At 40.3% G+C, this 23,333-nt stretch carries 20 protein-coding genes and 1 riboswitch; of the genes, 13 read left to right on the top strand and 7 right to left on the bottom strand.

Translation table 11 applies throughout. The features are described from left to right. Nucleotides 1-67 precede the first annotated feature (67 nt). Together ACWNMY_RS09580 and ACWNMY_RS09575 are read left to right on the top strand one after the other, a co-directional pair. A complete protein-coding gene (locus ACWNMY_RS09580; RefSeq protein ID WP_449538001.1) occupies nt 68-1,927 on the top strand; it encodes a GAF domain-containing sensor histidine kinase in 1,860 nt (619 codons plus the stop codon). Next, a complete protein-coding gene (locus ACWNMY_RS09575; RefSeq protein ID WP_449538000.1) occupies nt 1,902-2,552 on the top strand; it encodes a response regulator in 651 nt (216 codons plus the stop codon). The genes ACWNMY_RS09580 and ACWNMY_RS09575 overlap by 26 nt, the downstream gene beginning before the upstream one ends. 155 nt (nt 2,553-2,707) lie before the next feature. Here ACWNMY_RS09575 and ACWNMY_RS09570 read toward each other — a convergent pair whose 3' ends face one another. The 4 genes from ACWNMY_RS09570 to ACWNMY_RS09555 form a co-directional block, all read right to left on the bottom strand. Beyond that, entirely contained in the window at nt 2,708-2,899 is a 192-nt protein-coding gene (locus tag ACWNMY_RS09570) for a hypothetical protein (protein WP_449537999.1), read from the bottom strand. A gap of 175 nt (nt 2,900-3,074) precedes the next feature. Then, on the bottom strand, nt 3,075-3,536 hold the full coding sequence (locus ACWNMY_RS09565) for a hypothetical protein (RefSeq protein ID WP_449537998.1): 462 nt from the start codon (nt 3,534-3,536) through the stop codon (nt 3,075-3,077). A gap of 134 nt (nt 3,537-3,670) precedes the next feature. Next, complete coding sequence (locus ACWNMY_RS09560) at nt 3,671-3,823, bottom strand: hypothetical protein (RefSeq protein WP_449537997.1); 153 nt, start codon at nt 3,821-3,823, stop codon at nt 3,671-3,673. A 646-nt stretch (nt 3,824-4,469) separates the two neighbouring features. Beyond that, nucleotides 4,470-5,684 carry an IS4 family transposase gene (locus ACWNMY_RS09555; protein ID WP_449537911.1) on the bottom strand — a complete coding sequence of 405 codons (1,215 nt, stop codon included), beginning with the start codon at nt 5,682-5,684 and terminating at the stop codon, nt 4,470-4,472. A 479-nt stretch (nt 5,685-6,163) separates the two neighbouring features. Here ACWNMY_RS09555 and ACWNMY_RS09550 point away from each other — a divergent pair, with 479 nt between their 5' ends. Further along, nucleotides 6,164-6,700 (top strand): glycerol-3-phosphate responsive antiterminator, encoded by a 537-nt coding sequence (locus tag ACWNMY_RS09550; protein WP_449537996.1) that lies wholly within the window; start codon nt 6,164-6,166, stop codon nt 6,698-6,700. A 290-nt stretch (nt 6,701-6,990) separates the two neighbouring features. Here the strand turns inward: ACWNMY_RS09550 and ACWNMY_RS09545 are convergent, their stop codons facing one another. Next, nucleotides 6,991-8,886, bottom strand: a complete 1,896-nt coding sequence (locus ACWNMY_RS09545; protein ID WP_449537995.1) for a putative bifunctional diguanylate cyclase/phosphodiesterase — start codon at nt 8,884-8,886, stop codon at nt 6,991-6,993. A gap of 890 nt (nt 8,887-9,776) precedes the next feature. Here ACWNMY_RS09545 and ACWNMY_RS09540 point away from each other — a divergent pair. The 4 genes from ACWNMY_RS09540 (at nt 9,777) to ACWNMY_RS09525 (ending at nt 10,962) form a co-directional block, all read left to right on the top strand. Further along, complete coding sequence (locus ACWNMY_RS09540; RefSeq protein WP_449537994.1) at nt 9,777-9,995, top strand: DUF1659 domain-containing protein; 219 nt, start codon at nt 9,777-9,779, stop codon at nt 9,993-9,995. A 32-nt stretch (nt 9,996-10,027) separates the two neighbouring features. Further along, nucleotides 10,028-10,246, top strand: coding sequence for a DUF2922 domain-containing protein (locus tag ACWNMY_RS09535; protein ID WP_449537993.1), 219 nt, complete (start codon nt 10,028-10,030; stop codon nt 10,244-10,246). A gap of 74 nt (nt 10,247-10,320) precedes the next feature. Beyond that, complete coding sequence (locus ACWNMY_RS09530; RefSeq protein ID WP_449537992.1) at nt 10,321-10,491, top strand: YvrJ family protein; 171 nt, start codon at nt 10,321-10,323, stop codon at nt 10,489-10,491. A gap of 288 nt (nt 10,492-10,779) precedes the next feature. Beyond that, nucleotides 10,780-10,962 carry a hypothetical protein gene (locus ACWNMY_RS09525; protein ID WP_449537991.1) on the top strand — a complete coding sequence of 61 codons (183 nt, stop codon included), beginning with the start codon at nt 10,780-10,782 and terminating at the stop codon, nt 10,960-10,962. Nucleotides 10,963-11,070: 108 nt separating this feature from the next. Here ACWNMY_RS09525 and ACWNMY_RS09520 read toward each other — a convergent pair whose 3' ends face one another. Then, nucleotides 11,071-11,457 carry a VOC family protein gene (locus tag ACWNMY_RS09520; protein WP_449537990.1) on the bottom strand — a complete coding sequence of 129 codons (387 nt, stop codon included), beginning with the start codon at nt 11,455-11,457 and terminating at the stop codon, nt 11,071-11,073. A 100-nt stretch (nt 11,458-11,557) separates the two neighbouring features. Here ACWNMY_RS09520 and ACWNMY_RS09515 point away from each other — a divergent pair, with 100 nt between their 5' ends. The 6 genes from ACWNMY_RS09515 to ACWNMY_RS09490 all read left to right on the top strand — a co-directional run bounded on the left by ACWNMY_RS09515 (nt 11,558) and on the right by ACWNMY_RS09490 (nt 22,838). Then, nucleotides 11,558-16,954 carry a LysM peptidoglycan-binding domain-containing protein gene (locus ACWNMY_RS09515; protein ID WP_449537989.1) on the top strand — a complete coding sequence of 1,799 codons (5,397 nt, stop codon included), beginning with the start codon at nt 11,558-11,560 and terminating at the stop codon, nt 16,952-16,954. Between the two features lie 433 nt (nt 16,955-17,387). Continuing rightward, on the top strand, nt 17,388-18,458 hold the full coding sequence (locus tag ACWNMY_RS09510) for an SEC-C metal-binding domain-containing protein (protein WP_449537988.1): 1,071 nt from the start codon (nt 17,388-17,390) through the stop codon (nt 18,456-18,458). Between the two features lie 173 nt (nt 18,459-18,631). Continuing rightward, nucleotides 18,632-18,772 carry a hypothetical protein gene (locus ACWNMY_RS09505; protein ID WP_449537987.1) on the top strand — a complete coding sequence of 47 codons (141 nt, stop codon included), beginning with the start codon at nt 18,632-18,634 and terminating at the stop codon, nt 18,770-18,772. A gap of 133 nt (nt 18,773-18,905) precedes the next feature. After that, entirely contained in the window at nt 18,906-19,874 is a 969-nt protein-coding gene (locus tag ACWNMY_RS09500) for a Gfo/Idh/MocA family protein (RefSeq protein WP_449537986.1), read from the top strand. 363 nt (nt 19,875-20,237) lie between these two features. Next, nucleotides 20,238-20,325: riboswitch (cyclic di-GMP riboswitch) on the top strand. Nucleotides 20,326-20,443: 118 nt separating this feature from the next. Continuing rightward, nucleotides 20,444-22,123, top strand: a complete 1,680-nt coding sequence (locus ACWNMY_RS09495; RefSeq protein WP_449537985.1) for a methyl-accepting chemotaxis protein — start codon at nt 20,444-20,446, stop codon at nt 22,121-22,123. Nucleotides 22,124-22,499: 376 nt separating this feature from the next. Beyond that, nucleotides 22,500-22,838 carry a CPCC family cysteine-rich protein gene (locus ACWNMY_RS09490; RefSeq protein WP_449537984.1) on the top strand — a complete coding sequence of 113 codons (339 nt, stop codon included), beginning with the start codon at nt 22,500-22,502 and terminating at the stop codon, nt 22,836-22,838. 26 nt (nt 22,839-22,864) lie between these two features. Here the strand turns inward: ACWNMY_RS09490 and ACWNMY_RS09485 are convergent, their stop codons facing one another. Further along, nucleotides 22,865-23,320 (bottom strand): hypothetical protein, encoded by a 456-nt coding sequence (locus ACWNMY_RS09485; RefSeq protein WP_449537983.1) that lies wholly within the window; start codon nt 23,318-23,320, stop codon nt 22,865-22,867. Between the last annotated feature and the right edge of the window lie 13 nt (nt 23,321-23,333).

Here is a 23,333-nt window from a genome sequence, read left to right as displayed (position 1 = left end):
TGTGATTTTGGCACGATACATATATGATGGTAGTAATTGACTGAAATTTATGATAAGGGGGAAAGACGTGAAGCTTCCTATGGTATCCTCACATAAAAGAGAATTTTATTCCAAGATTTATATGATGTTGGTTGGTGTAATTGGCTGGATTATTGTTGTTAATGCATTCTTTTCGATACAACCAACGGAAGAAATCACCATCCTTATCTTACTTACAATCTTTTTAGTCATATCCGAGTATTTTCCCATTCCATTATTGAGGGGACATACGACGATAACCTTTCCGTATATATATGTGATGTATGAACTGTTCGGGATATCGTATCCGGTTATTATCTACGCGGGGATTGTATTAGCGATTAATATTCTTCATCAACGCCCATTGCGAATTATTATCTTTAATCCGGCACAGCTTGTTATTAGTATATTTTTAGCAGAAACTGTGATTAGCCAAACCAATACGATTAGCTTTTTTTCAACAAACTTTGAGTCAATTGCAGGAATTATTCATTATCTAGTGTTTCTTTCTATATTTTATATTGTGAACAATCTTATCGTGGATGTTGTATTACTCATTCGTCCACAGCCTTATACATTTTATTTGTTTAATACAAAAACATTAACCGAGATCTGCAGTGCGGTTGTATCCCTTGTTTATGGAATCTTAATGGTTCATCTAGGTGGCCGTATCGTTGACGAATATAGCCTGTTTTTCTTCTTCTCACCTCTAGTGGCTGTATCCTTATTGTACTCGGTTATATCAACACTTGAAAATGAGAAGAAACGATTAAATGCTCTTTTTGCTATTACAACTAGGGTTAACAAAAATATTCATTCAACGGAATGGGTAGAAACATTTAAAAATACCTTTTCACAAATCGTTGATATGCAGGCAATCATGCTGTGGGTTAAGGAAAACGAGGAATGGAGAATTTTATATTCAGATGGTAGAATAATTCCTAAGGATAACACGTTAACAGGTGAGGCATTAGCACGTTTTGATGGGAAAAAGCAACCGATTGTATATCAGGATCGAGTCCGAAAATTAGGCCCGATTGATGAGTTTTTTAAAAAGGATATGAAGGCCTTTGTATACTCGCCAATGGTGGTCGAGGATGAAACCATTGGAATGCTTGTTGTGGCAAAAAGTCGCGCTCGTAGCTTTGGGGACGATGAAATTCACTCGATCGCGACACTTTCAAACCAGTTGGCAGTTGCTGTAAAATCAAGGCTATTAATTGAAGAAAAAGAAAAACGGATCATCCTTGAGGAACGTAACAGGATTGCCCGAGGAATTCATGATGGGGTAGCCCAAACACTTGCGGGTGCTGTTATGAAACTCGAAACAGCAGAGAGGAAATTCCATCGAAGTCCTGAGGAGACAATCAAACTCATTCGTGAGAGCATGGATAAGCTAAGGCTAAGTCTTAGAGAGGTGCGGGAATCGATTTACGAGTTGCGGCCATATCCGACGGAACGAGTAGGACTATCGGCTGCCATTGGAAAGCGTATTGAAATTGTGAAAAAAGAATATGATATACAATTCTCGTTTGATATAAGGGGGCAGGAGGTTCCGCTAAGCCCCATGGTGGAAAAAGAATTATTTGATATATTTCAAGAATCATTACAAAATACAATTAAGCATGCCAAAGCCACAAAAATTGAAGTTCTGTTAAGCTATCAAAAGGAACAAATCATTCTAAAATTAAAGGACAATGGTGTAGGGTTTTCATTATTCCAAGCAATGATTAAGGCGCAAAACAACCCTCATTTTGGAATCTTAAATATGAATGACGCAGCTGAAAAAATTAATGCAACTCTCCAAATCGATACAAAAGAGGGTCAAGGTACAGACATTATATTAACTGTTCCAAAAATGGGACTTGAAGGAGGTAGTACTGTTGATCAAGCTTATGCTGGTGGATGATCACGCTGTGTTACGTGACGGACTTAGGAATATTTTAGAATTAGAGGATGATATACGCGTTGTCGGAGAAGCTGTTTCAGGTGATGAAGCACTTGAAAAGGTACCGGAATGTCAACCTGATGTGATTTTAATGGACATTAACATGCCTAAAAAGAATGGAGTCGAAGTGACAGGGATTCTAAAAAAGAAATACCCTGCTATTAAAGTATTGGTCCTTACCATGCACAACCATGACGAATATTTCATGGCAGCAATCCGAGAGGGAGCAGATGGGTATTTGTTAAAGGATGCTCCATCCGAACAAGTGGTGGAAGCCATTCGTACAGTAGCGCGCGGTGAATCGGTGATCCACCCGTCAATGACAAAAAAGCTCCTCAATTTTCATCAACAACAGCAAGAACAACCAAAGGAAAACGCCTTAACAGAGCGTGAAACAGAAGTGCTTCAGTGTTTGGTTGAAGGCCTAAGCAATAAAGAAATCGCTGACCGACTCTTTATCAGCGACAAAACCGTCAAGATCCATGTAAGCAAAATCTTTAAAAAATTCGACGTCAAAAGTCGCTCCCAAGTCGTCATCTACGCCGTACAAAACAAACTCGTTCCCATGCAAAACACGGGGATGTAAGTGGGACACGGGGACAGGTTCCTTGTCCCACTTTTTTTCAAAAGCCCCAAACCGGGTCAGGGGGACAAGCACCCTGACCCACCTAACTTTTTCAATACAAACAAAAAGGCATTGCTCGAGCAATGCCTTTACTAATGCATCAGAAGGTATTGGGTTTACGTACGGCCACTACTAATCTTCCATCCAGAGAGTAATGTAAGAATAGCGAGTAATGCTAACCGTACCCATGCCATATACAGCCAGAAATCACCACCATACACATCTGTAGGGTTGGCTCCAAACTCATCAACATAAACGGCGATATTCCAGAAAAGCTTTAATGAAATAACGAATGAAATGAAGCTCAATGCAAAAATGAAGATGTTGATTCCTCTTTTTTCAAGATTTATTCCTTGTCCCCGTATTTTCCTATACGAAAATAACCAAGGACAACACAAAAAAGCCATTACGCAATGATGTGACGTAATGACTTTACATGTATTGACCCAAAACTGGGAAAAGGTACCTTGCCCTCTGACCCACTTAATGATAGGACCACAATATGGTGAGGTCGCCATCTTCACGAACGATGAAGACGTCTTGGTGGATGGTGAAGGTGCCATAGGTGCTTTTGTAGGTTTGGGTGATTGGGACTTTGTAGACATCTTGGAAGGTGGTAGTATTTTTCGCCATTTGCCAGCTGTCTACCTGTTCAACATCCTCTACCGTATATTTGAAGGTGTCGGTCCCGAAATGGCCTACGAAGACATGGTTTCGTTGCTGAATATAGTCTGCCTTGTCAAACCGTTCCTGCATCAGTGGATGGAACAACTCCCACGAGCTACCAAAATCAGCATCCTGCTCGTATTTATAAAATGAATGAACAAGCTCTTTCGCATCCTCCTCTGGAGATGACCGAAACAAAGATAGAAAAAAGATAAACAAAATGATGGCTCCTACAGTTAGCAAAATCAACTGAATCGGCACTCTGGGTCGTCGTCTCATATGTAAACAATAGCCTCCTTACGCTTGTTTACATTATGGATATGCCTTGAAGGAGTTGTCCTAGTACAAGTTTGTGGAAAGGAAATTCTATATTTAAATATTATTGATTAAACAAAAAAAGCCATATTTATGGCTTAACGGTAGATCCAACTAAATCTAGTTAATATCGGGCGACGTGGACCATTTCCATGTCTTACGAAGAAGAGTCGATCCTGGTCTCGTTTATAAAAACGAATCCCAACAATGCGTAGTGGTGTCCAAATTTCTTTAAATGTAAAATAATGCACTTTAGCTTCCTCCCCCAATTTAAAGATAATGAATTTTTATAATTTTTCATAATATTTAGATTATAACACAAAACTATTAAAAAAAGCATAGCATGTCCAAAATGTTAAAAATGTAGAAATTTGATAGATAAAAAGAAGTTTTTTCGTGAATTTTTAGACAAAATTCGTCAAAAGTATGGTTTTTAGGAAAGACACCTCAAAAAAACACCAAATATCGCTATAATTTTACACCGATTTTCCCAATATACATTTTTCTAATACATTGGTACTATATAATTATAGTGAAATACTAGATTGGTAGTATAATTATCAGTCAAGTATCTAATCTTCCGTTAGTTATTGTAGGAATGGGGATTTCTGCAATTGACTATATATTTTACCTGTAGACTTTTTTCTCTTTTGGCCCTACACATGTGTAGGGCATTTTTTTGTGCTTATGTCGTCGAAGACCCAAACTTGGGACAAGGGACCTGTCCCTCTGACCCAGGTGCCAAACTGGGACAAGGAACCTGTCCCACTAGTTTTGCGTAGTTGTATTAAATTTGAAAAAAAGTAATATTTTTACATTTCTTTTTTCTCACGGGAGCAAAAACGACAATCTTAAATAAGATTGTTGTTTGTTCCCATTTTTTGGTATTTACTTCAATTACTTAATTTTCCGTTTAATACGTTTCTTTTTCTCACCGATTAGCGCAACACTACCATAGAATACTTTTTCCTCTGGTTTATCCGGAATCTTTTGTCGACCTTTTGAAGTCTTTTTAGGTTTAAATTCTAATGCGTTTATAAAGACTTCCCATGTTTTATCAAAGTAAGTTCTAATATTTGTAAGAATAAATTTTAGGCTTTTTTGTGATTTTGTTTTTAGCTTAACAATAAGTGTTAATATATAGGCAATCATCCCTATAAACATCTGGTTCCATATTCCTTGTGGCTTTGTACTCCAGACTTTTGTAAACCGCAAGGATTGCTTAACCCATTTAAAGAAAAGTTCAATAATCCAACGATTTTTATAAATTTCCGCAATCTCAGTTGCTTTTAAATCCCATCTAGTAGTAGCTAGCCTGTATACTTTACCCTCTTCATCAAGAAATTCCACTAGTCTAATTGGTTTCATCTTACCTGTTTCGCCCAAAATCACCTTAACATCTCTTTGGATATTTGACCCTTCGGGTACTTCATATTCTTCTAAGGTTCTTTCGACGAGTTTCCCTCTTAGTCGAACAACAAATTTAATTTCTTTCTTAATCCATTCGTTCATGCGAAAGAGGTCCATATAGCCACGGTCCATCACATATGTGGCATCTGATTTTTCTATTAACAGATCTCCACCTTCGTGATCTTGTACCTTACCGTTTGAAGGAACAATTTTATCTGGATAGTGTACGTCTGGTGAAGCGACAACCAAGCGTGTATGCATTTTTACAACTGTCCAGCCCTTGGTTACATAAGCCCATTTTGATAAAACGGATGGAAGTTTTATATGTGTCGCATCTACGATGCGAAGTTTTCCAACGTTCCGAGGTAGACCAGTGAATTCTTTTGTATAATATTCAAGTTCTTCTACTACTTTGAAAAAAAGGTTTTGGAGTATGTTGGTGTCTAACTCATTAATTCTCCGACTTAACTGTGAACTACTAATACTATCTACACCGATGTATTCCATTAGGTCTTTATGTGCGCCCATCTTTATATCAAATTCGGGATAAGATTCCCATTTACCCAATTGGGCAGCTACAAAAACTTTAACAAGTCCTTCAATTGTAAGTTTTTTCGAATCGTAGTTTAGAATAGGACAAGCCAAATCTTCTGTAGGTAATAATGACAAACATTGACGAATTACAGTATCTTCAGTTATCATAATCTTATTGTTTTTGAGGCTCCTTTGTAGAAAGTTTGTTTATGGGAACAAACATCTAACATTTCTACTTTAGGAGCTTTTTTTGTGTTTGTCTAGATATTTACCAGAGTGTTTACATTTTATGGAACCTATGCAAAGCTAGTGAACCTGTCCCCCTGACCCAGGTACTAAACTGGGACAAGGAGCCTGTCCCCCTGACCCAGGTACCAAACTTGGGACAAGGGACCTGTCCTCTAACCCAGGTGCCAAACTTGGGACAAGGGACCTGTCCCTCTGACCCAGGTGCCAAACTGGGACAAGGAACCTGTCCCCCTGACCCAGGTACTAAACTGGGACAAGGAGCCTGTCCCCCTGACCCAGGTGCCAAACTGGGACAAGGAACCTGTCCCCCTGACCCAGGTACTAAACTGGGACAAGGAGCCTGTCCCCCTGACCCACTGCTAGTTGGTGTATAATGGGTGTAAGAAGGAGGGATTGGGTTGGATCAGCGTATTTTGCCTGCGTCTACGACGGTAAAGGAATTTGAGTATTTTTTGAGAAGTAAGTATGAAATTGGTGTGTTTACTGAGATACATATTGCACAGTTGAAACATATTAATAAGTTGGCAAAACAGTATGATAAGAAAATGATTTATCATGTGGATATGATACATGGGATAAAAAATGATGAATATGCGACCGAATTTATCTGTCAGGAGTTTCGACCATATGGACTCATTTCAACGAAATCAAGTGTGATTCAAAAAGCGAAGCAAAAAGGCGTTTATGCGATTCAGAGGATGTTTCTGATTGACACACATGCACTTGAAAAAAGTTACAAGCTCATTGAGAAAAACAAACCCGATTATATAGAGGTGCTTCCAGGAGCAATGCCTTGGATGATCCGTGAAGTGAAGGAACGTCTGAATATTCCAGTGCTCGCAGGTGGTTTGATACGAACACGAGAGGAAGTAGAAGGAGCGCTGGAGGCAGGAGCTACTGCTATCACAACTTCAAAAAGAGAGCTTTGGCTTTAATGACAGCCTTGGAAATACACAGGGGCTGTTTTTTGTTCAGCATTTGTCATTTCATGGTGGATATATTGACCGAATTTGTTGGGAAGTTATTTTGAAACCGTTGTCATTATTCCGTTATAATTGAAGAAAGGATTCTAGATGAGGGGGCGGTTTGATGGAAGAAAATACGAACCAGCTGGCGGTTGGAATGGTTTGGGGTACCACATTAAGCATACCCCTTTGGATTGCATTTTTTGGATGGCTCAAACTTTTATCAAACCTTTTCTTTTAGTCAACTTATTAACCCTGATTCACCTTTTCAACCATTTTTCCACAAACTCTTCTCTAGGGAGCGGCTTGCTAAAATAATAGCCTTGCCCAAAGTCACAGCCTTCTGCAATAAGAAAATCAAGCTGTTCTTTTGTTTCGATGCCTTCTGCAACAACTTTAACATTTAATTTTTTTGCCATATTGAGAATCATTTCAATTAATATTTTTGAATCGCTATCAAAATTTCTAATAAAAGAGCGATCAATTTTTAAGCAATCGATCGGAAGTTCTCGTAGGACATTTAGTGAGCTATATCCTGTTCCAAAATCGTCGAGACTTATACTAATCCCAAGATCCTTAAGTTGCATTACGGAGTCAATTGACTTTTCTAGGTTAATTAAGGCACTTTCCGTGATTTCAATATCTAGGTTTCGTAAACATACCGAATGTACTTTAATTTTATCCTCAATAAAAGTATGCAAATTTTGTTTTTCAAAATGCTGTGCAGAGATGTTCACAGAAATACGCTGAAAGTCGTATCCAGCATCAATCCAGGATTGCATCGCTTTTAATACTTCAATAAGGATCCACTCTCCTACATCTACGATTAACCCTGTTTCCTCAAGTACATGAATAAAATTGGCGGGTTGTAAGATCCCTTTTTCTGGATGGTTCCAGCGAATTAAAGCTTCTGCGCCTCTAAATTTACCGGTAGAGAGATCAAATTGTGGTTGGAAATATATTTGGAATTGTTTCTTCTCGAGAGCATCTTTTAGATCTTGTTCAAGTAAAAAGCGTTCTTCTACCTTTTTAAGTAAGTTTTCATTGTAAAAGACGATTTCGTTGTCTGTTTTTTCTTTTGAAGCATACATGGCAAGGTCAGCCTTCTGTAATAATTCATTGATGGAATGTCCGTCAGAAGGAAATCTGGCAATGCCTATACTTGTATACACTTCTAATGTGAATTTGTTATAACGTATTGGTAAACAAATCTCCTTGGCAATGGTAATTGCAATTTCCTGTATGGTGTAAGTTTCCGCACATGGAAGTGTCACTACAAACTCGTCCCCTCCAATATGATAGGCGACTCCACCATTACTGGTTTTTACTAAACGCTTTGCGACTTCTTTTAAGACAGCATCTCCAGCTAAGTGACCGTATCGGTCATTTGTCTTTTTAAACTCATTCAAATCCAACAATAGTAGACTAAAAGCAATATTACTTTCAATTTTAGTAGCCACGTCCTCAATCAGTCTCCGCTGGTTTGGAAGATTTGTAAGTGGAGCGTGATAAGCCATAAATTCGATTTTTTCAATGTTCTTTTTAACCTCTGTAATATCCTTAATAATCCCGTAGATCCCAAGGATTTTATTATCCACGATGATTGGTATATTCTTCACATAAATATCAATGGTTTTTCCGATAGCATTATACATACTGATTTCATACTCAATCACTTCACCTGCCAGTACGCTTTCAAATCTTTGCTTGATGATGTCTTGCTCATGTGTCGGTATGAAATCCTGAAAGTGTTTGCCGATTAAATTCTCCTTTTCCATACCTCCAATCTTCTCCGCAACCGGATTTAACCGAAGGATATTTCCTTTTGTATCAAGCATAATAATCGCATCTGGATGCAGTTCATAAAGTGGTTGATAATAACGCTCTTGGTACTTCAATCTACGTTGTTCTTTTAGGAGCCTTTGCTGATATAGGTTTCCAATAAACACATTAATAAGTAGGAAGGAAACTCCCACTATTAGGAAAGGTACCATCCCTTTCCCTAGGTTCACATAATGATGCCAGTGATCAGTAATGGTGCGTTGAAATCCCCATAGGGAAATATAATGGGCGGCAATAACCGCAATACCAAATACACATCCAATTCGGATACTATCCTTCGCATCGTCGCTATCATTTGTCTCTTTCCCAAACAAATAACTTCCTCTTATAAAAAGAGCCGTGCAACAAAATACCCCAAGTAAAAACCATATGCTCGTAATTGAGATAGAAAGTATTCGACTTCCAACCACTAAGCAATAATACATCCCAATGTTGCCGAGGGAGAGGATAATCCCAGTAATCCAAAAAGTGACTCTTTTTTGTATCATAATCCATAGCCCAATAAAGCTAGAAACCATCATGATAAACATGGAATAGAGCAGTTGTGGGGAATGGAAGTTGAGTGCGGTTGGGTCCATCAAAGCGCAAATTCCCATTAAGTTGGCTGTCCAAGTTCCTAAGGAAAGGGTTAAGGATGATAGTAAGATCCATAGTGTTCGCAAATTCCCTTGGGATTTTGGCACCAAATTAAGAGCCATGTCAAAACAAATAATAGAGGAAAAAAGTGCGAGATAGAGCGAAAACAAAGCATTTGCGGCATTGAACTCTGGCAAATACAGAGATAACATATGTACACCTCGACAATAGCAATATACGAGTAGTATGAACAATATAGGAGAAATTATTGGAACTACCTTTATTTAGGCTCATATTTTTTAGCCTGGTGGAACGAACCAGTAATACCAATGTTTGAATGGGATTAAACCATGGCTGGATACGGATGCCTCGATTTCTCAGAGGAATGATTCAAACAAGCTCAAATGAGTACGACGTGGCACATTTATTCTTATTTTTTTCATTTCTACGAATTTAGTATGTATAAGATTGTGTAAATAGGGACAAGATTAATAGTGTATTCCCCCCCTTTGTTTATATATTTTTGTGGACCTCCCTCGTGGAGGTATTTTTTTTGCCTAATTTTAATATCGATGCCCCTTTTTGCCCCTTACCCCTCTATAACATAGGTGTAAAGGAGGTGAGGGACATGGCAGAACAAGCGATTCAAGCAACACAATTACGTTTGGTACTTGATGGTGGTGTGGATGACAAAGGCAAAGCAATCTACAAAAACAAGAATTACAACAACATCGATCCTTTTGCATCAGCTGACGGATTGTATGCAGTTGCTACAGCTATCCTAAGTCTTCAAAGCTTATCAACTGTGAATATCGAGCGTAATGACACATTTATGTTATCAAACTAATCACTACAAACATTTTAAAGGGGGACTAACAAATGGCTAAAACACTAGAAATGCAATTTACGAATGAGGATGGGAAAACAGCATCTATCTCAATTGAAAACCCAATAGAACCAGTTGATCCACAAGCGGTATCAGCTGCAATGGATACCATCCTTTCTGCAAATGTCTTTCTCACATCTGGTGGAGACCTTGTTGCGAAAAAAGGCGCACGTGTTGTTGAACGCAATGTAGAAACAGTTGAAATTGTTTAATTGATAAAAGGGCCAACTCTCTATGGGAGTTGGCTTTACTTATTTATTACGTGAGGGTGAAAGGAGGAATCGTGGTGGATCAATTGCTACCATTTATTCAAGAGGTTGGCTTTCCGGTGGTCGTGACATTTTATCTTCTTCATCGAATTGAAACGAAGCTAGATAGTGTCATTGACTCCATTCAAATGCTGCCAACAAGCATAAAGGCCGAACCACCATACGAATCTAAGAAGAATATATCGTAATCACACACGAAGGAACAGGAAGAACGCTATGGTTTTCGCAGTTTGGGAATCACAGCGTTTTTTTAATTTTGTGGGTAGTTGCCACAAGGTAATTTAAAAGATAAAAGAAGGTATCGCAAGTTTGTGTTTTTCCTTCTTTATATAAGAATAAGAAAACAATCAATTATTTATGTTAAGATAGTACTAGTGTGTATTCAGACTTTTTTAAAAAGTATTATCTCAGTGAGGAATCTGAATAGTTGAACGGATTTGTGTCACGGATTGTAAATATAAGTATGGAGGTAAAGAATGAATTTTCCTGTATTAAAAGATGTAAAGGCGGTTATTGGCTTTATCATGTCCTTGATGTTAGTAGGTATTGCTATTGTCCTAGCCACAAAGAACAATAGTTACTGGGTCGTGTTTGTTGTTTTATCCTTAATGGTCTCATATTTCAGTGTGAGAAGAGCAGACAAAATAACGAATAGTTGATTTGTTTAGTGAAGGCTTAGAGTGTACGTTTCTCTAAGCCTTTTTGAATTGCGGGTAAAAATAAGCCTGAGTGATTCTGTTCATTAAGCGATGTTTAGGCCACAATGTTTATTCAGGAGCTACCAATTCCACCTTTATCCGATCAGGATCCTCAAAATAGACAGCGTAATAGCCTGGGCCACCCGCATATGGTGATTTATCAGCATAAAGGATGTGAACTCCTTTTTCGGTTAGTTTTTCGGTCAACTCATCTACATGATCTCTAGACTTCGCATGAAACGCCAAGTGGTTTAAGCCGACTCGGCAGCGATGATAAGGAACATCCGCGAACCGATCCTCTACCTGGACAAACACAAGATAGGTTTTACCATATTTATAGCTAATCCCGGCATCCCACTCTTGATACACCTTGTACTCTAATTCTCCCAACAGCCAACCCCAAAACTTCTTCGACCTCTCTAAACTCGATACATAAATCTCAACATGATGTAGCATTGCAAAACCTCCTACTACCATCTTATCTAAAAATAGGAATGAATAAATAGGAACTTGAGAAACTAAGACAAGATAGGAATGGATAAACGAGGTGTTCTATTTGGAAATACGAAAATATGAACTAGTAAAAAATGAAACTGACTATACATTAGTGGTCTATGTGGAGCAAGAAATGACGGAGTTTGCATCAGAGTTAAATGGACGTCCTTCAAAGCCAAAAAGGGACATGAACCACCAAGTCCGAGAGCTTGTGAGAGAAAAGTTTCCTCACCTACCGATTAAGGCGGCTAAAATCATCGCGGGTTCCGTTCTCCTCACTACCTTTTATTTAGGAGTAGCAGCTCCAAATGTCGGGGCGCAGGCAGTCAGTGGTCAAACTCAATCTGCGTATGATACGTATACCGTAAAAGCGGGCGATACCTTGTACAGCATTGCAAAACGCTACAATATATCGGTCGATTCATTAAAGCAGGTCAATGGACTAACGTCAAATACGCTTTATATAGGACAACAGCTCCGTCTTCCGTTTGTTACCTATATGGTAAGCTCGGGGGATACGCTCTATAGCATCGCAAAACGGTTTAACACAACTGTTGATCAAATCCGTAACAGTAACCAATTAAAAACAGACATGCTCATGATTGGCCAAACATTGCGGATTCCACAGACTCAACCAGTTGGAACAACAGAGCCTGCAAAGGAGACAACGCCAACACCAGTACCTACACCGGTTCAGGAAACGTCAACTTATACAGTGGTAGCGGGTGATACGTTATATGGAATTGCGAACCGCTTTTCAACCTCTGTCGATCAAATAAAGTCACTTAACAACATGACCACAAATACACTCAGCGTTGGACAGGTGTTAAAGGTGCCGGGAAGTGGATCTGGCGAAACAGGACAAATCCAGCCACCACCACCTGCTCCGGTACCAGTGACACCTCCACCGGAACCAGTTCCGGAACCTGTTGAGGCAGCTCCGGCACAAGGTTCCTATACAGTTGCAGCGGGTGATACGCTTTATAGCATTGCCCAACGATTTCATACAACGGTTGACGCGCTTCAAGTGGCCAATAATAATGTAACACCATCAAATCTTGTGATTGGTCAAGTGCTTACAATTCCAACACAGTCAGGTGGAACAGCGGCAACGCTACCTCCACCGGTTGAGGAAACGATGACACCACCACCAGCTGAGGAGGTGCCATCACAACCTTTAACACCTCCTGCGGACACGACAGCACCTGTTGCTCCAACACTACTACAGATTCCTTTGGTATCAACAGCCAACCAGTCGAATCTAACGGTGTCCGGTACAACAGAAGCGAATGCGCATGTCACACTTACTCTTGTTGATGAGGCAAATCAATCTCAAACCATCCAAGTAACGGCTGACAGAAGTGGTGCTTTTAATACGAGAGTGGATGTATCGTCCCTGCATGATGGTGCATTAAAGGTAACCGCAACAGCAACAGACGAAGCGGGAAACACAAGCGCCCCAACAACTCAAATCATGAAAAAAGACACAAGGACAGATGCGCCAACCTTAATCAATACGCAGGTTATTAATAGCCAGTTTGCGAAAGCATACCCAATCAAAGGTACAGCTGAGCCGGCTTCAAGAGTTGTGATTACTTTTTCGGATGGCGTGAATCCACCAATTACGAAAGAAGTACTCGCGAATGAAAAAGGGGAATTCAGCACATTTCTTAACGTAAGTGCTTTACGTGATGGACCGATTTCTTTTACAACAAAAGCCATTGATTCATCTGGAAATGAAAGTGGCACAACAAAGCTCACTGTGAAAAAAGATACAACAGTAATCGCACCCGTTTTTCAAGAGTTCCATGATATTACGAGTCAAAATGTATCAGAGTACACGCTAATTGGAACCGCTGAACCGCATGCAACGATTACGATACGTGTGAATGATGGAGTTCATCCAGCAGTTGAAACCAATCTACCTGCTGATGAAAATGGTGACTTCAAAGGTGTGTTGGATCTAACTGGTCTGAACGATGGTGAGATTACAATCACCACTACAAGCACGGATGAAGTAAAAAATAGCTCTCAACCAGTTCAAATAGTAGTGACAAAGGATACGTTTATAGCTGAACCTGTTCTTGGTACGCAGGAGACAATTTCATTGGATAATGCGAATGGGTACACGTTAATAGGGATGGCTGACCCTGGTTCAACTGTCCAACTTGTGTTGTCAGATGGAGTAAATCCTGACATAACGGTGGAGGCAGTTGCGGACGAAAGAGGAGAGTTCAGAACGAGCGTTGACCTCCGTCCACTAAATGACGGCGAAATTTTTGTATCGGCAACCGCCATCGATAAGAGCGGGAATCGAAGCGGTGTGGAAGTGGCGACAATCATTAAGGATACAACCCTAGCACCACCTGTGATTAACAATAATGCTATCATTAACAGTCAATCCGCTGAAAACTACCATATTTCTGGGAAAGCTCAACCTGGGGCAACCGTTGATATTACCGTGTCAGATGGGGTCAACCCTGATATCCTCACCTCGACAACTGCAAATGAAAACGGTGAATACAGTATTGCAGTAGATGTGAGTAGGTTAGTTGATACGAGTATAACCATTACGGCGTTCCAAACAAGCGCTTCTGGGATCTCAAGTCATGTCACAAATATCTCGGTTGATAAGGATACAGAGGCACCAACGGCTCCTATTTTTACAAGCAATGAATTTATCACTAATGGAAATCAAGATAGTTATGAATTGCGAGGAAAAGCGGAAGCAAACACAAACCTCACAATCAGGATTGTGAATGAGGCTGGACAGGAACAGGTAGTAACGGGGACAGCAAATGAATATGGAGACTACAGTATTCCAGTTGATCTTACAGATTTCACAGATGGGGACCTTTCCTTTGAGTTAACACAGACTGACTCAGCGGGAAATGTGAGCCAGGCTGTGACGAAAACGTTGGTTAAGGATACAGTGGGTCCTTCTGAATTTGAACTAGAAACATTGCTTCCGATTTTTACAGACAATGCCTTGGTGTACCCGGTTCGTGGAATTGTTGAGCCACATAGTAAAGTTGCGATTGAAATAAGTGATGGTGTCAACAGTATAACGAAAACCGTTGAAACAGATGAAGACGGGCTGTTTGAGGAGATTTTCGACGTAAGTACGCTACGTGATGGGGAGCTTACCGCCACATTTAGGGCGACTGATAATGCTGGAAATACTGGCCAAGCCCATCTATCTACGATTGAAAAGGATACGAGTGCACCCGTTGGAGTCGTGACAAATCAACCAGACTTTGTGAATCAGACCAATCAGAACAATTTTACAATAACAGGGTCAAGTGTTGAGGAAGGGGCGACTGTGGAAATGGTCGTCAGCGATGGGGTAACGACAGTCGTACGGACTGCGCTTGTCACAAATGGCACCTTCACTGCAAACTTTGATCTAACAGGCTTGAAGGACGGACCACTTACATTTGAAGCAAGGCAAATCGACCGAGCCGGAAATCGAAGCATTGCTGAAGCAACAACGATTGTGAAGGATACGGTCGTTGAACATGCGGTTGCAACGAAGAACGGGTTCCGTTATGAAAATCTACAATACATTTATACGGTAATTGGAACGGCGGAAGCGAACGCTACAATTGAAGTTTCTCTTTTTGATGCTGGTAAAAATGTGCTTGTAACACGTGTGGCAAAGGCCGACAAGAATGGTTTTTATTCTGTCGATATGTATATCGACCAAGTTTCGAAGGTAGCTTCGGCATCGGTAACACAAACGGATGTTGCTGGTAATACGAGTGAAGTGACGAATGTATCCCTAAGTACGTACACAGTGTCGGCAGGTGATTCCTTATATGCGGTGGCTAAACGCTATAACACGACCGTGGATTCATTGATGTCACTTAATAATTTATCAAGTGACGTAATTCAGCCGAATCAAACGCTGCGTCTGCCGATTACGGCGAGTGAGGTCATCAATCTAGGGTACATGTATTTTGGAAATACGAAGGAATATGTGAACACAGTCAATGGAACAGGACATGCCGTCAATATCGTTTCACCAAGCTATTTTGATATTAATGCCGATGGGACGTTAAAGCTAACCTACCAGGTTGATCCGAACTTTGTAGAAACGATGCATCGACAAGGAATCCGCGTTGTTCCATTTTTAAGTAATCATTGGAACCGTGAAGTGGGTCGTGCGATGCTACAAAACAAAGAGCTTGCTGCCCAGCAAATCGCTGATGCAATCGCTCGCTACAATCTTGATGGAGTGAATGTTGATATTGAAAATGTAAGCGATGTTGACCAAGCAGATTATACTGAATTTGTGCGGTTACTACGTGAAAAAATTCCTCCAACAAAGGAAGTATCTGTTGCGGTTGCAGCAAATCCAAATGGTTGGACAAAAGGATGGCATGGGTCCTATGACTACGCAAACCTTGCCAAATATGCAGATTACCTTATGATAATGGCATATGACGAGAGCTACGAAGGTGGCGCCCCTGGCTCTGTCGCAAGCTATTCGTGGGTTGAAAAATCAATTCAGTATGCACTTGCACAAGATGTCGCTCCAGATAAGATTGTCCTCGGGATTGCTCATTTTGGTCGTTATTGGATGGAAGGACAAAGCTATGGTGGTCATGGAATTTCCAATACTCAAGTAGAAACGCTGATTAATCGGTACAATGGAACCGTCGTATTCGATGAAGTGAGTAAAACACCAAAAGCGACGATCACCATTAAAGCAGGAGACCCGGTAACAATTGTGAGCGGGAAAGCTCTTGCACCAGGAACATATACGATTTGGTATGAAAACGCAGAGTCGATTCGTCATAAGCTGGAGCTTGTTGGCAAATACAATATTCGTGGTGTCGGAAACTGGAGTCTTGGACAAGAAAACAAAGACGTGTGGAACAGCTACACAACCACCTTGCCAAATACAGTTCCAGTTGTTTCACCAGCCTACACGGCACCGGTTCAAAATTATAAAACGTACACGGTGGCTTCCGGCGATACACTTTGGGGGATTGCAAATGGAAATGACACAACGGTGAGTGCGGTTCGTGAAGCAAATAACCTAACATCAGATTCACTCTCTATAGGGCAGGTGTTACGAATCCCGACAGAAGAAGCCGTTTCGTCAGGTGGTACAACGCAGCCAACTCCACCACCAACTCAAACGACTACAGCGCCGGTGTATACGATCAATTACTCGGTAGTCGCTGGAGATAGTCTGTCTAGGATTGCTTCGAAAAATGGTACAACCGTAACAGCAATTAAAAGTGCCAACAACCTTACATCAGATATGATCTATGTGGGGCAAACGTTAAAAGTACCGACTAATGTTGTGACCTACACGGTAGTCTCGGGTGATACCTTGTATGGCATCGCCGCACGCTATAACATAACAGTCGCTACCATTAAGTCAGAAAACAACCTAACCTCAGACATCCTCAGTATAGGTCAAACGTTGAGGATTCCGGTATCATAAGGGAGTGGACCCGAATGCTTTATGAGGCATTCGGGTTTTTGGATTTTTTTGCTAGTGACAGTAAGTTGTGGGATAGTGACAGTATTTTGAAAATAGTGACAGAAAGTACTCGGATAGTGACAGTATTTTTGAATTAGTGACAGTAAGTTATAGATTTGGCGGTTTATTTGTGTGATTGAACGTCTATCGCCGATAGAAATAGAAACAAATTAACGCCGATAGAAACAAAATAACGCGGATAGAACGAGATTAACGCCGATAGAACAAAATAACGCGGATAGAACGAGTTTAACGTCGATAGAACCAACCTATCGCCAATAGATCCTTATATTACGACTGTTTTCCCTATTCTGAAAAGTCTACCATGTCCTCTAATTCGCCAATAATATGATATGATAGATGCATAGTTAAGACAGAAAGGTGAATCAATTGCATGGCGGTTATTGGACGAAACGAACCCTGCGCATGTGGCAGTGGGAAAAAATTTAAGAAATGCTGCGGGAAGAATGCCGTAGTTTCGATAGATCAAGTAGTGGAAAATGAACTAAATGATATCCAGCATGAAGTTTTTCAATATGCGCTTCATATGTATGAGGAATTCTTTGAAGAAAGCATGGCTGAATATGAGGAGATTTTCGAAAAGCTCCCAGAGGATGTCTATGATTTGTTCGCTTTCTTTTCAAGAGTATGGGTCATCAGCTCTGTTCCAGTTGAAGGGAAAACCATTTTAGAAGAGTATGTGGATGCGTACGGACCGAAATATAGCAGACCTCGAACTCGAGATCTTTTACAAGGATGGAAGGCAGCGAGACCATCTGCGTATATGGTAACAGAGGTTGACCAGGGTTCTTACATGACGGTAAAGGATATCTTTACCGATGTAGAGCATAGTGTCAGAATTTATGAATCCGAGACAGAAGTAAAGGCAGGATATTTTGTGTTCGGAACCTTACTGCCTGCTGGGGTAAACTCGATCTTCTTCCCAACTTTTCTCGAATTGCCTATTGAATTCGCGGATAATATGAAAAATATGATTCTCGAACTCTATAGAGAAAGTGGAAAAAAGGATCCAGTTGAATTCATGTCGACTGAATTTATCAATGTATTTATGGTCTTTATGTTTGGAAAGTCAAAAGTTACAGCGCAAGATTATGAATGGAAAACAGTGAAACAGCAAGAGGTCGCTGAATTATTCCAGGTTCGTATGAAGGAATATGGCTATGATGAGAATATTACTGGAATGGGTATTTTTATGTGGCATAAATATTGTGAACTGAAAAATCCTCGTATTCTAAAAACAGGTATTTACGAAGCTGCGTTGGTTTATCTAGTGGAAGAAATTTATCCATACGAAGGCACTTCAACTCAACAAGAGCTTGCCGAAGAGTATGGTGTGTCTGCAAATAGTATTTCTACTAAGTACAAGGAGCTTGAGAAGTACTTGTTAGATGAAGTGAAAAAGTATAAAGAGCTTGTCGACGAAAGCCAACCTGGACTTGGGTGATATAAACGTGAAAAAACAATCCGATCAGGGTTGTTTTTTTATGGAAAAAAGCTCTTGCAATATAAAATAAATTCAAACATTTGTCACAAATTTGTCACAACTTACCTTTGAAAAATTTGCCGAATAGTGTAAAATGGATTTTAATTGGAAAATAAGATTGGTAGGTAAAAAGTATGAGTTTTCAAATAGAATCTGAACAACTTTTAAAAATTATGGTAGATATTCAGAAAAAGGTTGAAGAAACGGCTTCTCTTACAACCGAAGAGGTCATGCGTGATCTAATTGGTAGACTGAAAGAATGTCAATCTGCGTAAGTACTTTTGGGGATTATCCCCATTTTTTCTCGCTACAGAAATAGCCCCTATTTTTAACCCTCAAAATGTAAGCCCTTTCCTAAAAATCGAACTTATGAGAAAATAGAGTAATAGATAAATAGGAGGAACAAATATGACAAAAATTCGTTTTGGTATATTAAGTACGGCAAAAATTGCGCGAACTACGTTACTGCCCTCAATGGAAAGAGCGCATAATGTAGAAGTCGTGGCAGTTGCGAGTGAGAGCGGGAAAGCTGAAGGCTTTGCAGCAGAACATGGAATCGAAAAGTATTATGATACATATACAGAACTACTACAGGATCCGGAAGTTGATGCAGTCTACATTCCACTTCCAAATCAACTACATAAAAAATGGGCAATCGAAGCTGCGAAGCACGGCAAACATGTACTTTGTGAAAAGCCAGCAGCGTTGAATTCTCAAGAAGTTGAAGAAATGGAAAAGGTGTTTGCAGAACAAAATGTTACCTTTATGGAAGGGTTTATGTATCAATTCCATCCACAGCATACTCGAGTGAAGGAAATCATCTCAGCAGGGGAAATCGGAGATGTAAAGCTAATTCGTTCCACTTTTTCCTTCCCCCATGCAATGAATCCTGATAGCATTAAACTCCAGAAGCATCTTGGTGGCGGGGTATTGTATGATGTGGGCTGCTATTGCATTCATGCTAGTCGTTTGATCACAGGTGAAGAGCCAATTGAAGTGACTGCAACAGCTAGCATCCATCCAACCCATGAGGTCGATGTTACAGCAGCGGGTACACTTACGTTTGAAAGTGGAATTCTTGCAAGCTTTGACTGCAGCTTTGAACAACCGTTTAAGGCTCAATATGAGGTAGTTGGTACAAAAGGTTCTATTTTAGTGGGGCGTGCCTTCCGTCCGGACAACCAAGAAGGAAACGGACTGATTGAAATAAGCACGGAAGCAGGTGTACGTGAAGAGACTGTTCAAGGTGACCAGTATAAGCTTCAGGTAGAGCATTTTGCTGAGTGTGTGTTATCAAATAAGCAGCCAATGTATTCTGTGGCCGATACAATCAAAAACATGCGTGTGATTGAGCAGGCATTGGAACAAATCAAATAACTAAGTATAAAAAGTCAGCACTAGCTGGCTTTTTTTCTTCCTTATTTTGTGGTTAATCTTTTTTATTTTGGGATACGTTTGAAATCCTCAATTCTTCATCCTCATTCTATTCTTTTTTTCTAGTAATCAGGTATATCTATGAAAAATATGTCAATACTAGATTACTAGAGAAGATAGAGTCGAAATGAATGGAGGAATATAGTATGAAAGCGAATCTTGAATTACCAGAGGTACTACCAACTAGTAAAGAGGAATTTTATAAAATGCTTCTTGATTTGGTAGTCAAAAAGTAACAGAAATGACATGTCGAGTATTGTTGGAAGACTCCATAACTTGTATACTAGGACTTAGAAACTAGTATAATTGAAGAAAAGGCAAACTCTCCGAAAGGATAGGACGCAAAGCTGAGGGTCTACCGTACAATTTGTACCACGATAGCCTAGCTGCCAATAATGTATAACGTTATCGGGCCATTCTTGTGTGATGGCCTATTTTTATGTGTGAAGAATGTATGATTGTTCTATTCTATTCTTTTATTTTCTTAACTACTAGAAGGGGGTTGCATATATATGAAAAGTATTAGAATGAGACTAACTGTTAGTTTTTTTGCCATCATCATACTTTGTATAGGTCTATCGGTATATAATTTTGTAGCTGTTTCAAGTATGAATGATAAAACCAAGGAGATTACTTCTACCGAGCTATCTGAACTTATCGAATATGACACGTTGAAATACAATATTGCACAAAGTATTGCCTTGACAAGGGGTTATGTTCTGTACGGAGATAAGTCCTACAAAGAGGAATTTGGCATGTATTCGGTGGAATTTGATCTGATGAAGAAAAAATTGGCTAATGTGAAGGACAAAGAGGTACAGGAGCTTTTAAGAGCAAGCAATAGCTGGAAAGAGCAAATTAAAAAGGATGTCATAGATGTTTATGATAACGGTGATGCAGAGTTAGCTAAACACAATCTTCAGGTTTATATTCAGCCTGCTGCAAGTGGCTTAATGGAGCGTGTAGAAAATCTAGCACATAATAAGGAAAGACAGATTGTATCAACAGGAGAAAATGTTGTGAGTTATGGTGAATCCGCGAATCTAGTGGGACTCATTATAGCAGGAATTGTGATTGTGTTAGGAGCTATCATTTCTATCTACACATCAGAGGTTATTTCAAGACCGGTGAAGCAAATTGCCAATCGAATGAATGCGATTTCGAAGGGTGAGCTTCAATCCGAACCGATAAAAACGAAGCTAAAGGACGAAATCGGTCAACTCGTTACTTCGGTTTATTATATGAATGAATATTTAAGGAGCGTCGTCAAGCAGATGTCTGTTGTATCAGATAATGTGACGGGGCAGAGTGAGGAATTGACCCAGTACGCGGATGAGGTTATGGCTGGTAGCCAGCAAATTGCTGTCACGATGGATGAACTTTCACGTGGTGCGGAGGATCAAGCAACATCTTCCACTACCTTAATTGAAAAGATGTCTCATTTTTCACAGGAAATCATGCAGGTTGCTGTAAAAGGGGACGACATTAAGGAACAGTCTCAAGGGATGCTTAAGATGACAAACGATGGTAGTGCATATATGGAAACGTCCATTGGACAAATGAACAGCATCAATGAAAAAATGAAGCAATCGCACGCACTGGTTGTAGGGTTAGACCATAAAACAAATGAAATTACAAAGCTTGTGAATGTGATTCAGGAAATCGCAGGTCAAACCAATCTACTTGCACTAAACGCGGCAATTGAAGCAGCTCGTGCGGGTGAACATGGGAAGGGCTTTGCTGTTGTGGCGGACGAGGTTCGTAAGCTTGCCGAACAGGTTGGAAAGTCGGTTGCGGAAATCACGTTGATAGTAAAAGATATTCAACAAGAATCTAAGCAGGTTGTGCAATCATTAGATGACGGCTATCAATCTGTTGAAGAAGGTACAGTTCAAATTCAAACAACTGGAAAAACCTTTAATAACTTAAAACAGACAATCGAACAAATTGGCGCACAAATTGAAACAATGTCAGCTTCATTGTATGGAGTGCTTGATGATACACAAGTAATCAGTGGTTCGATCGAGGGAATTGCGGCTGTAGCAGAAGAGTCTGCAGCAGGTGTTGAGGAAGTATCAGCAACAGCCCAACAATCGAGCAGCTCAATGGAAGAAGTCGCTAGAAGCGCAAAACAACTAGAAGAAAACGCAGGCGAACTAAACTCCTTAATACAACGCTTTAAACTAAACTAATCAGTCAGCAGAAAGCTTGGGGAATGGACCTCAAGCTTTCTTTTAATGTGGATGAGGGAATTTACTATTTGGGACAGGGGGACAGGTCCCTTGACCCAGCAGGCTGTCAAACATGTGGGACAGGGGGACAGGTCCCGTGACCCAGCAAGCTGTCAAACACTTGTGGGACAGGGGTACAGGTTCCTTGACCCAGCAGGCTGTCAAACATGTGGGACAGGGGGACAGGTCCCGTGACCCAGCAAGCTGTCAAACACTTGTGGGACAGGGGGACAGGTCCGGTGACCCAGTAGGCTGTCAAATCCATGCTGAGCCATGGGGACAGGTTCCTCGACCCAGCTGACACTAAGACCTCTTTTTAGGAAAGGAGCAAAACATAATGTTTACATGTCCGTGTTGTGGTTTTAAAACATTAGATGAAGCATTTGCATATGATATTTGTGAAATCTGCGGCTGGGAGGATGACCCGACGCAGCAAGATTACCCTGGGTTAGATTTTGGTCCGAATGAGGGCAGTTTATGTGAGGAGCAGGCAGAACTTTTGAAGAGAATACCTGCAGAACGTATTAACTATAATGGGTATGTGCGTGATAAAGAGTGGAGGCCGCTTTTGGCAGATGAATGTATTAACCCCGAGGCAACGATTGAAACGGGTATGGATTATTTTAACTTAATCGGTGAAGAGGAAATGGTTTACTATTGGAAAAGAAAGAAATAGAAAAAAGGATGCAACAATAGCATCCTTTATTCCACTTCACTTATTTTTACATTACGAAACATGAATTTTGTTTTCTCGGCTTTATTAGTGAGCACCATCGCGTCAATTTGAGAGGTGGTCTCCTGGAGTTCCACCTCTAGCTGGATGGTCCGCCATGAATCATGCAAGGCAATCACAGGTGAGACCGTTTCCGCTAAAAATGTGCCTCGTGGATCGGTCTCATCTACATTTAAATAGACGGCACCTTCACCCTTCACCTGAACTTGATACAGAATAGTCATTCCACCTTTCACGCCACGCGGTGAAAAAACAAACCCTTCGTTTTCCTCTTTGCCTGCTGTTTTTACCTCAAATGTACCATCCTCCACCTGTACCACCGTTGCACTGACACCGAAAAATGGAGATTTTTCCGCAGCTGAAGCTGGGGCAACAGCGATGAAAAGCAGTAATACTATACTAAAAAATAATGTGCGTTTGTTCATAGGTACCTCCTTT

This window comes from Ferdinandcohnia sp. Marseille-Q9671, assembly GCF_976954385.1.
Note: the sequence above shows the minus strand (reverse complement) of the source record. Positions and strands in the feature narration are given on the sequence as shown.

Bases quoted from the DNA above. Each gene is read 5' to 3' on its own strand.
- ACWNMY_RS09565 (WP_449537998.1), bottom strand. From the start codon at position 3,536: ATGAGACGACGACCCAGAGTGCCGATTCAGTTGATTTTGCTAACTGTA.
- ACWNMY_RS09555 (WP_449537911.1), bottom strand. From the start codon at position 5,684: ATGATAACTGAAGATACTGTAATTCGTCAATGTTTGTCATTATTACCT.
- ACWNMY_RS09540 (WP_449537994.1), top strand. From the start codon at position 9,777: ATGGCAGAACAAGCGATTCAAGCAACACAATTACGTTTGGTACTTGAT.
- ACWNMY_RS09535 (WP_449537993.1), top strand. From the start codon at position 10,028: ATGGCTAAAACACTAGAAATGCAATTTACGAATGAGGATGGGAAAACA.
- ACWNMY_RS09525 (WP_449537991.1), top strand. From the start codon at position 10,780: ATGAATTTTCCTGTATTAAAAGATGTAAAGGCGGTTATTGGCTTTATC.
- ACWNMY_RS09520 (WP_449537990.1), bottom strand. From the start codon at position 11,457: ATGCTACATCATGTTGAGATTTATGTATCGAGTTTAGAGAGGTCGAAG.
- ACWNMY_RS09510 (WP_449537988.1), top strand. From the start codon at position 17,388: ATGGCGGTTATTGGACGAAACGAACCCTGCGCATGTGGCAGTGGGAAA.
- ACWNMY_RS09505 (WP_449537987.1), top strand. From the start codon at position 18,632: ATGAGTTTTCAAATAGAATCTGAACAACTTTTAAAAATTATGGTAGAT.
- ACWNMY_RS09500 (WP_449537986.1), top strand. From the start codon at position 18,906: ATGACAAAAATTCGTTTTGGTATATTAAGTACGGCAAAAATTGCGCGA.
- ACWNMY_RS09495 (WP_449537985.1), top strand. From the start codon at position 20,444: ATGAAAAGTATTAGAATGAGACTAACTGTTAGTTTTTTTGCCATCATC.
- ACWNMY_RS09490 (WP_449537984.1), top strand. From the start codon at position 22,500: ATGTTTACATGTCCGTGTTGTGGTTTTAAAACATTAGATGAAGCATTT.
- ACWNMY_RS09485 (WP_449537983.1), bottom strand. From the start codon at position 23,320: ATGAACAAACGCACATTATTTTTTAGTATAGTATTACTGCTTTTCATC.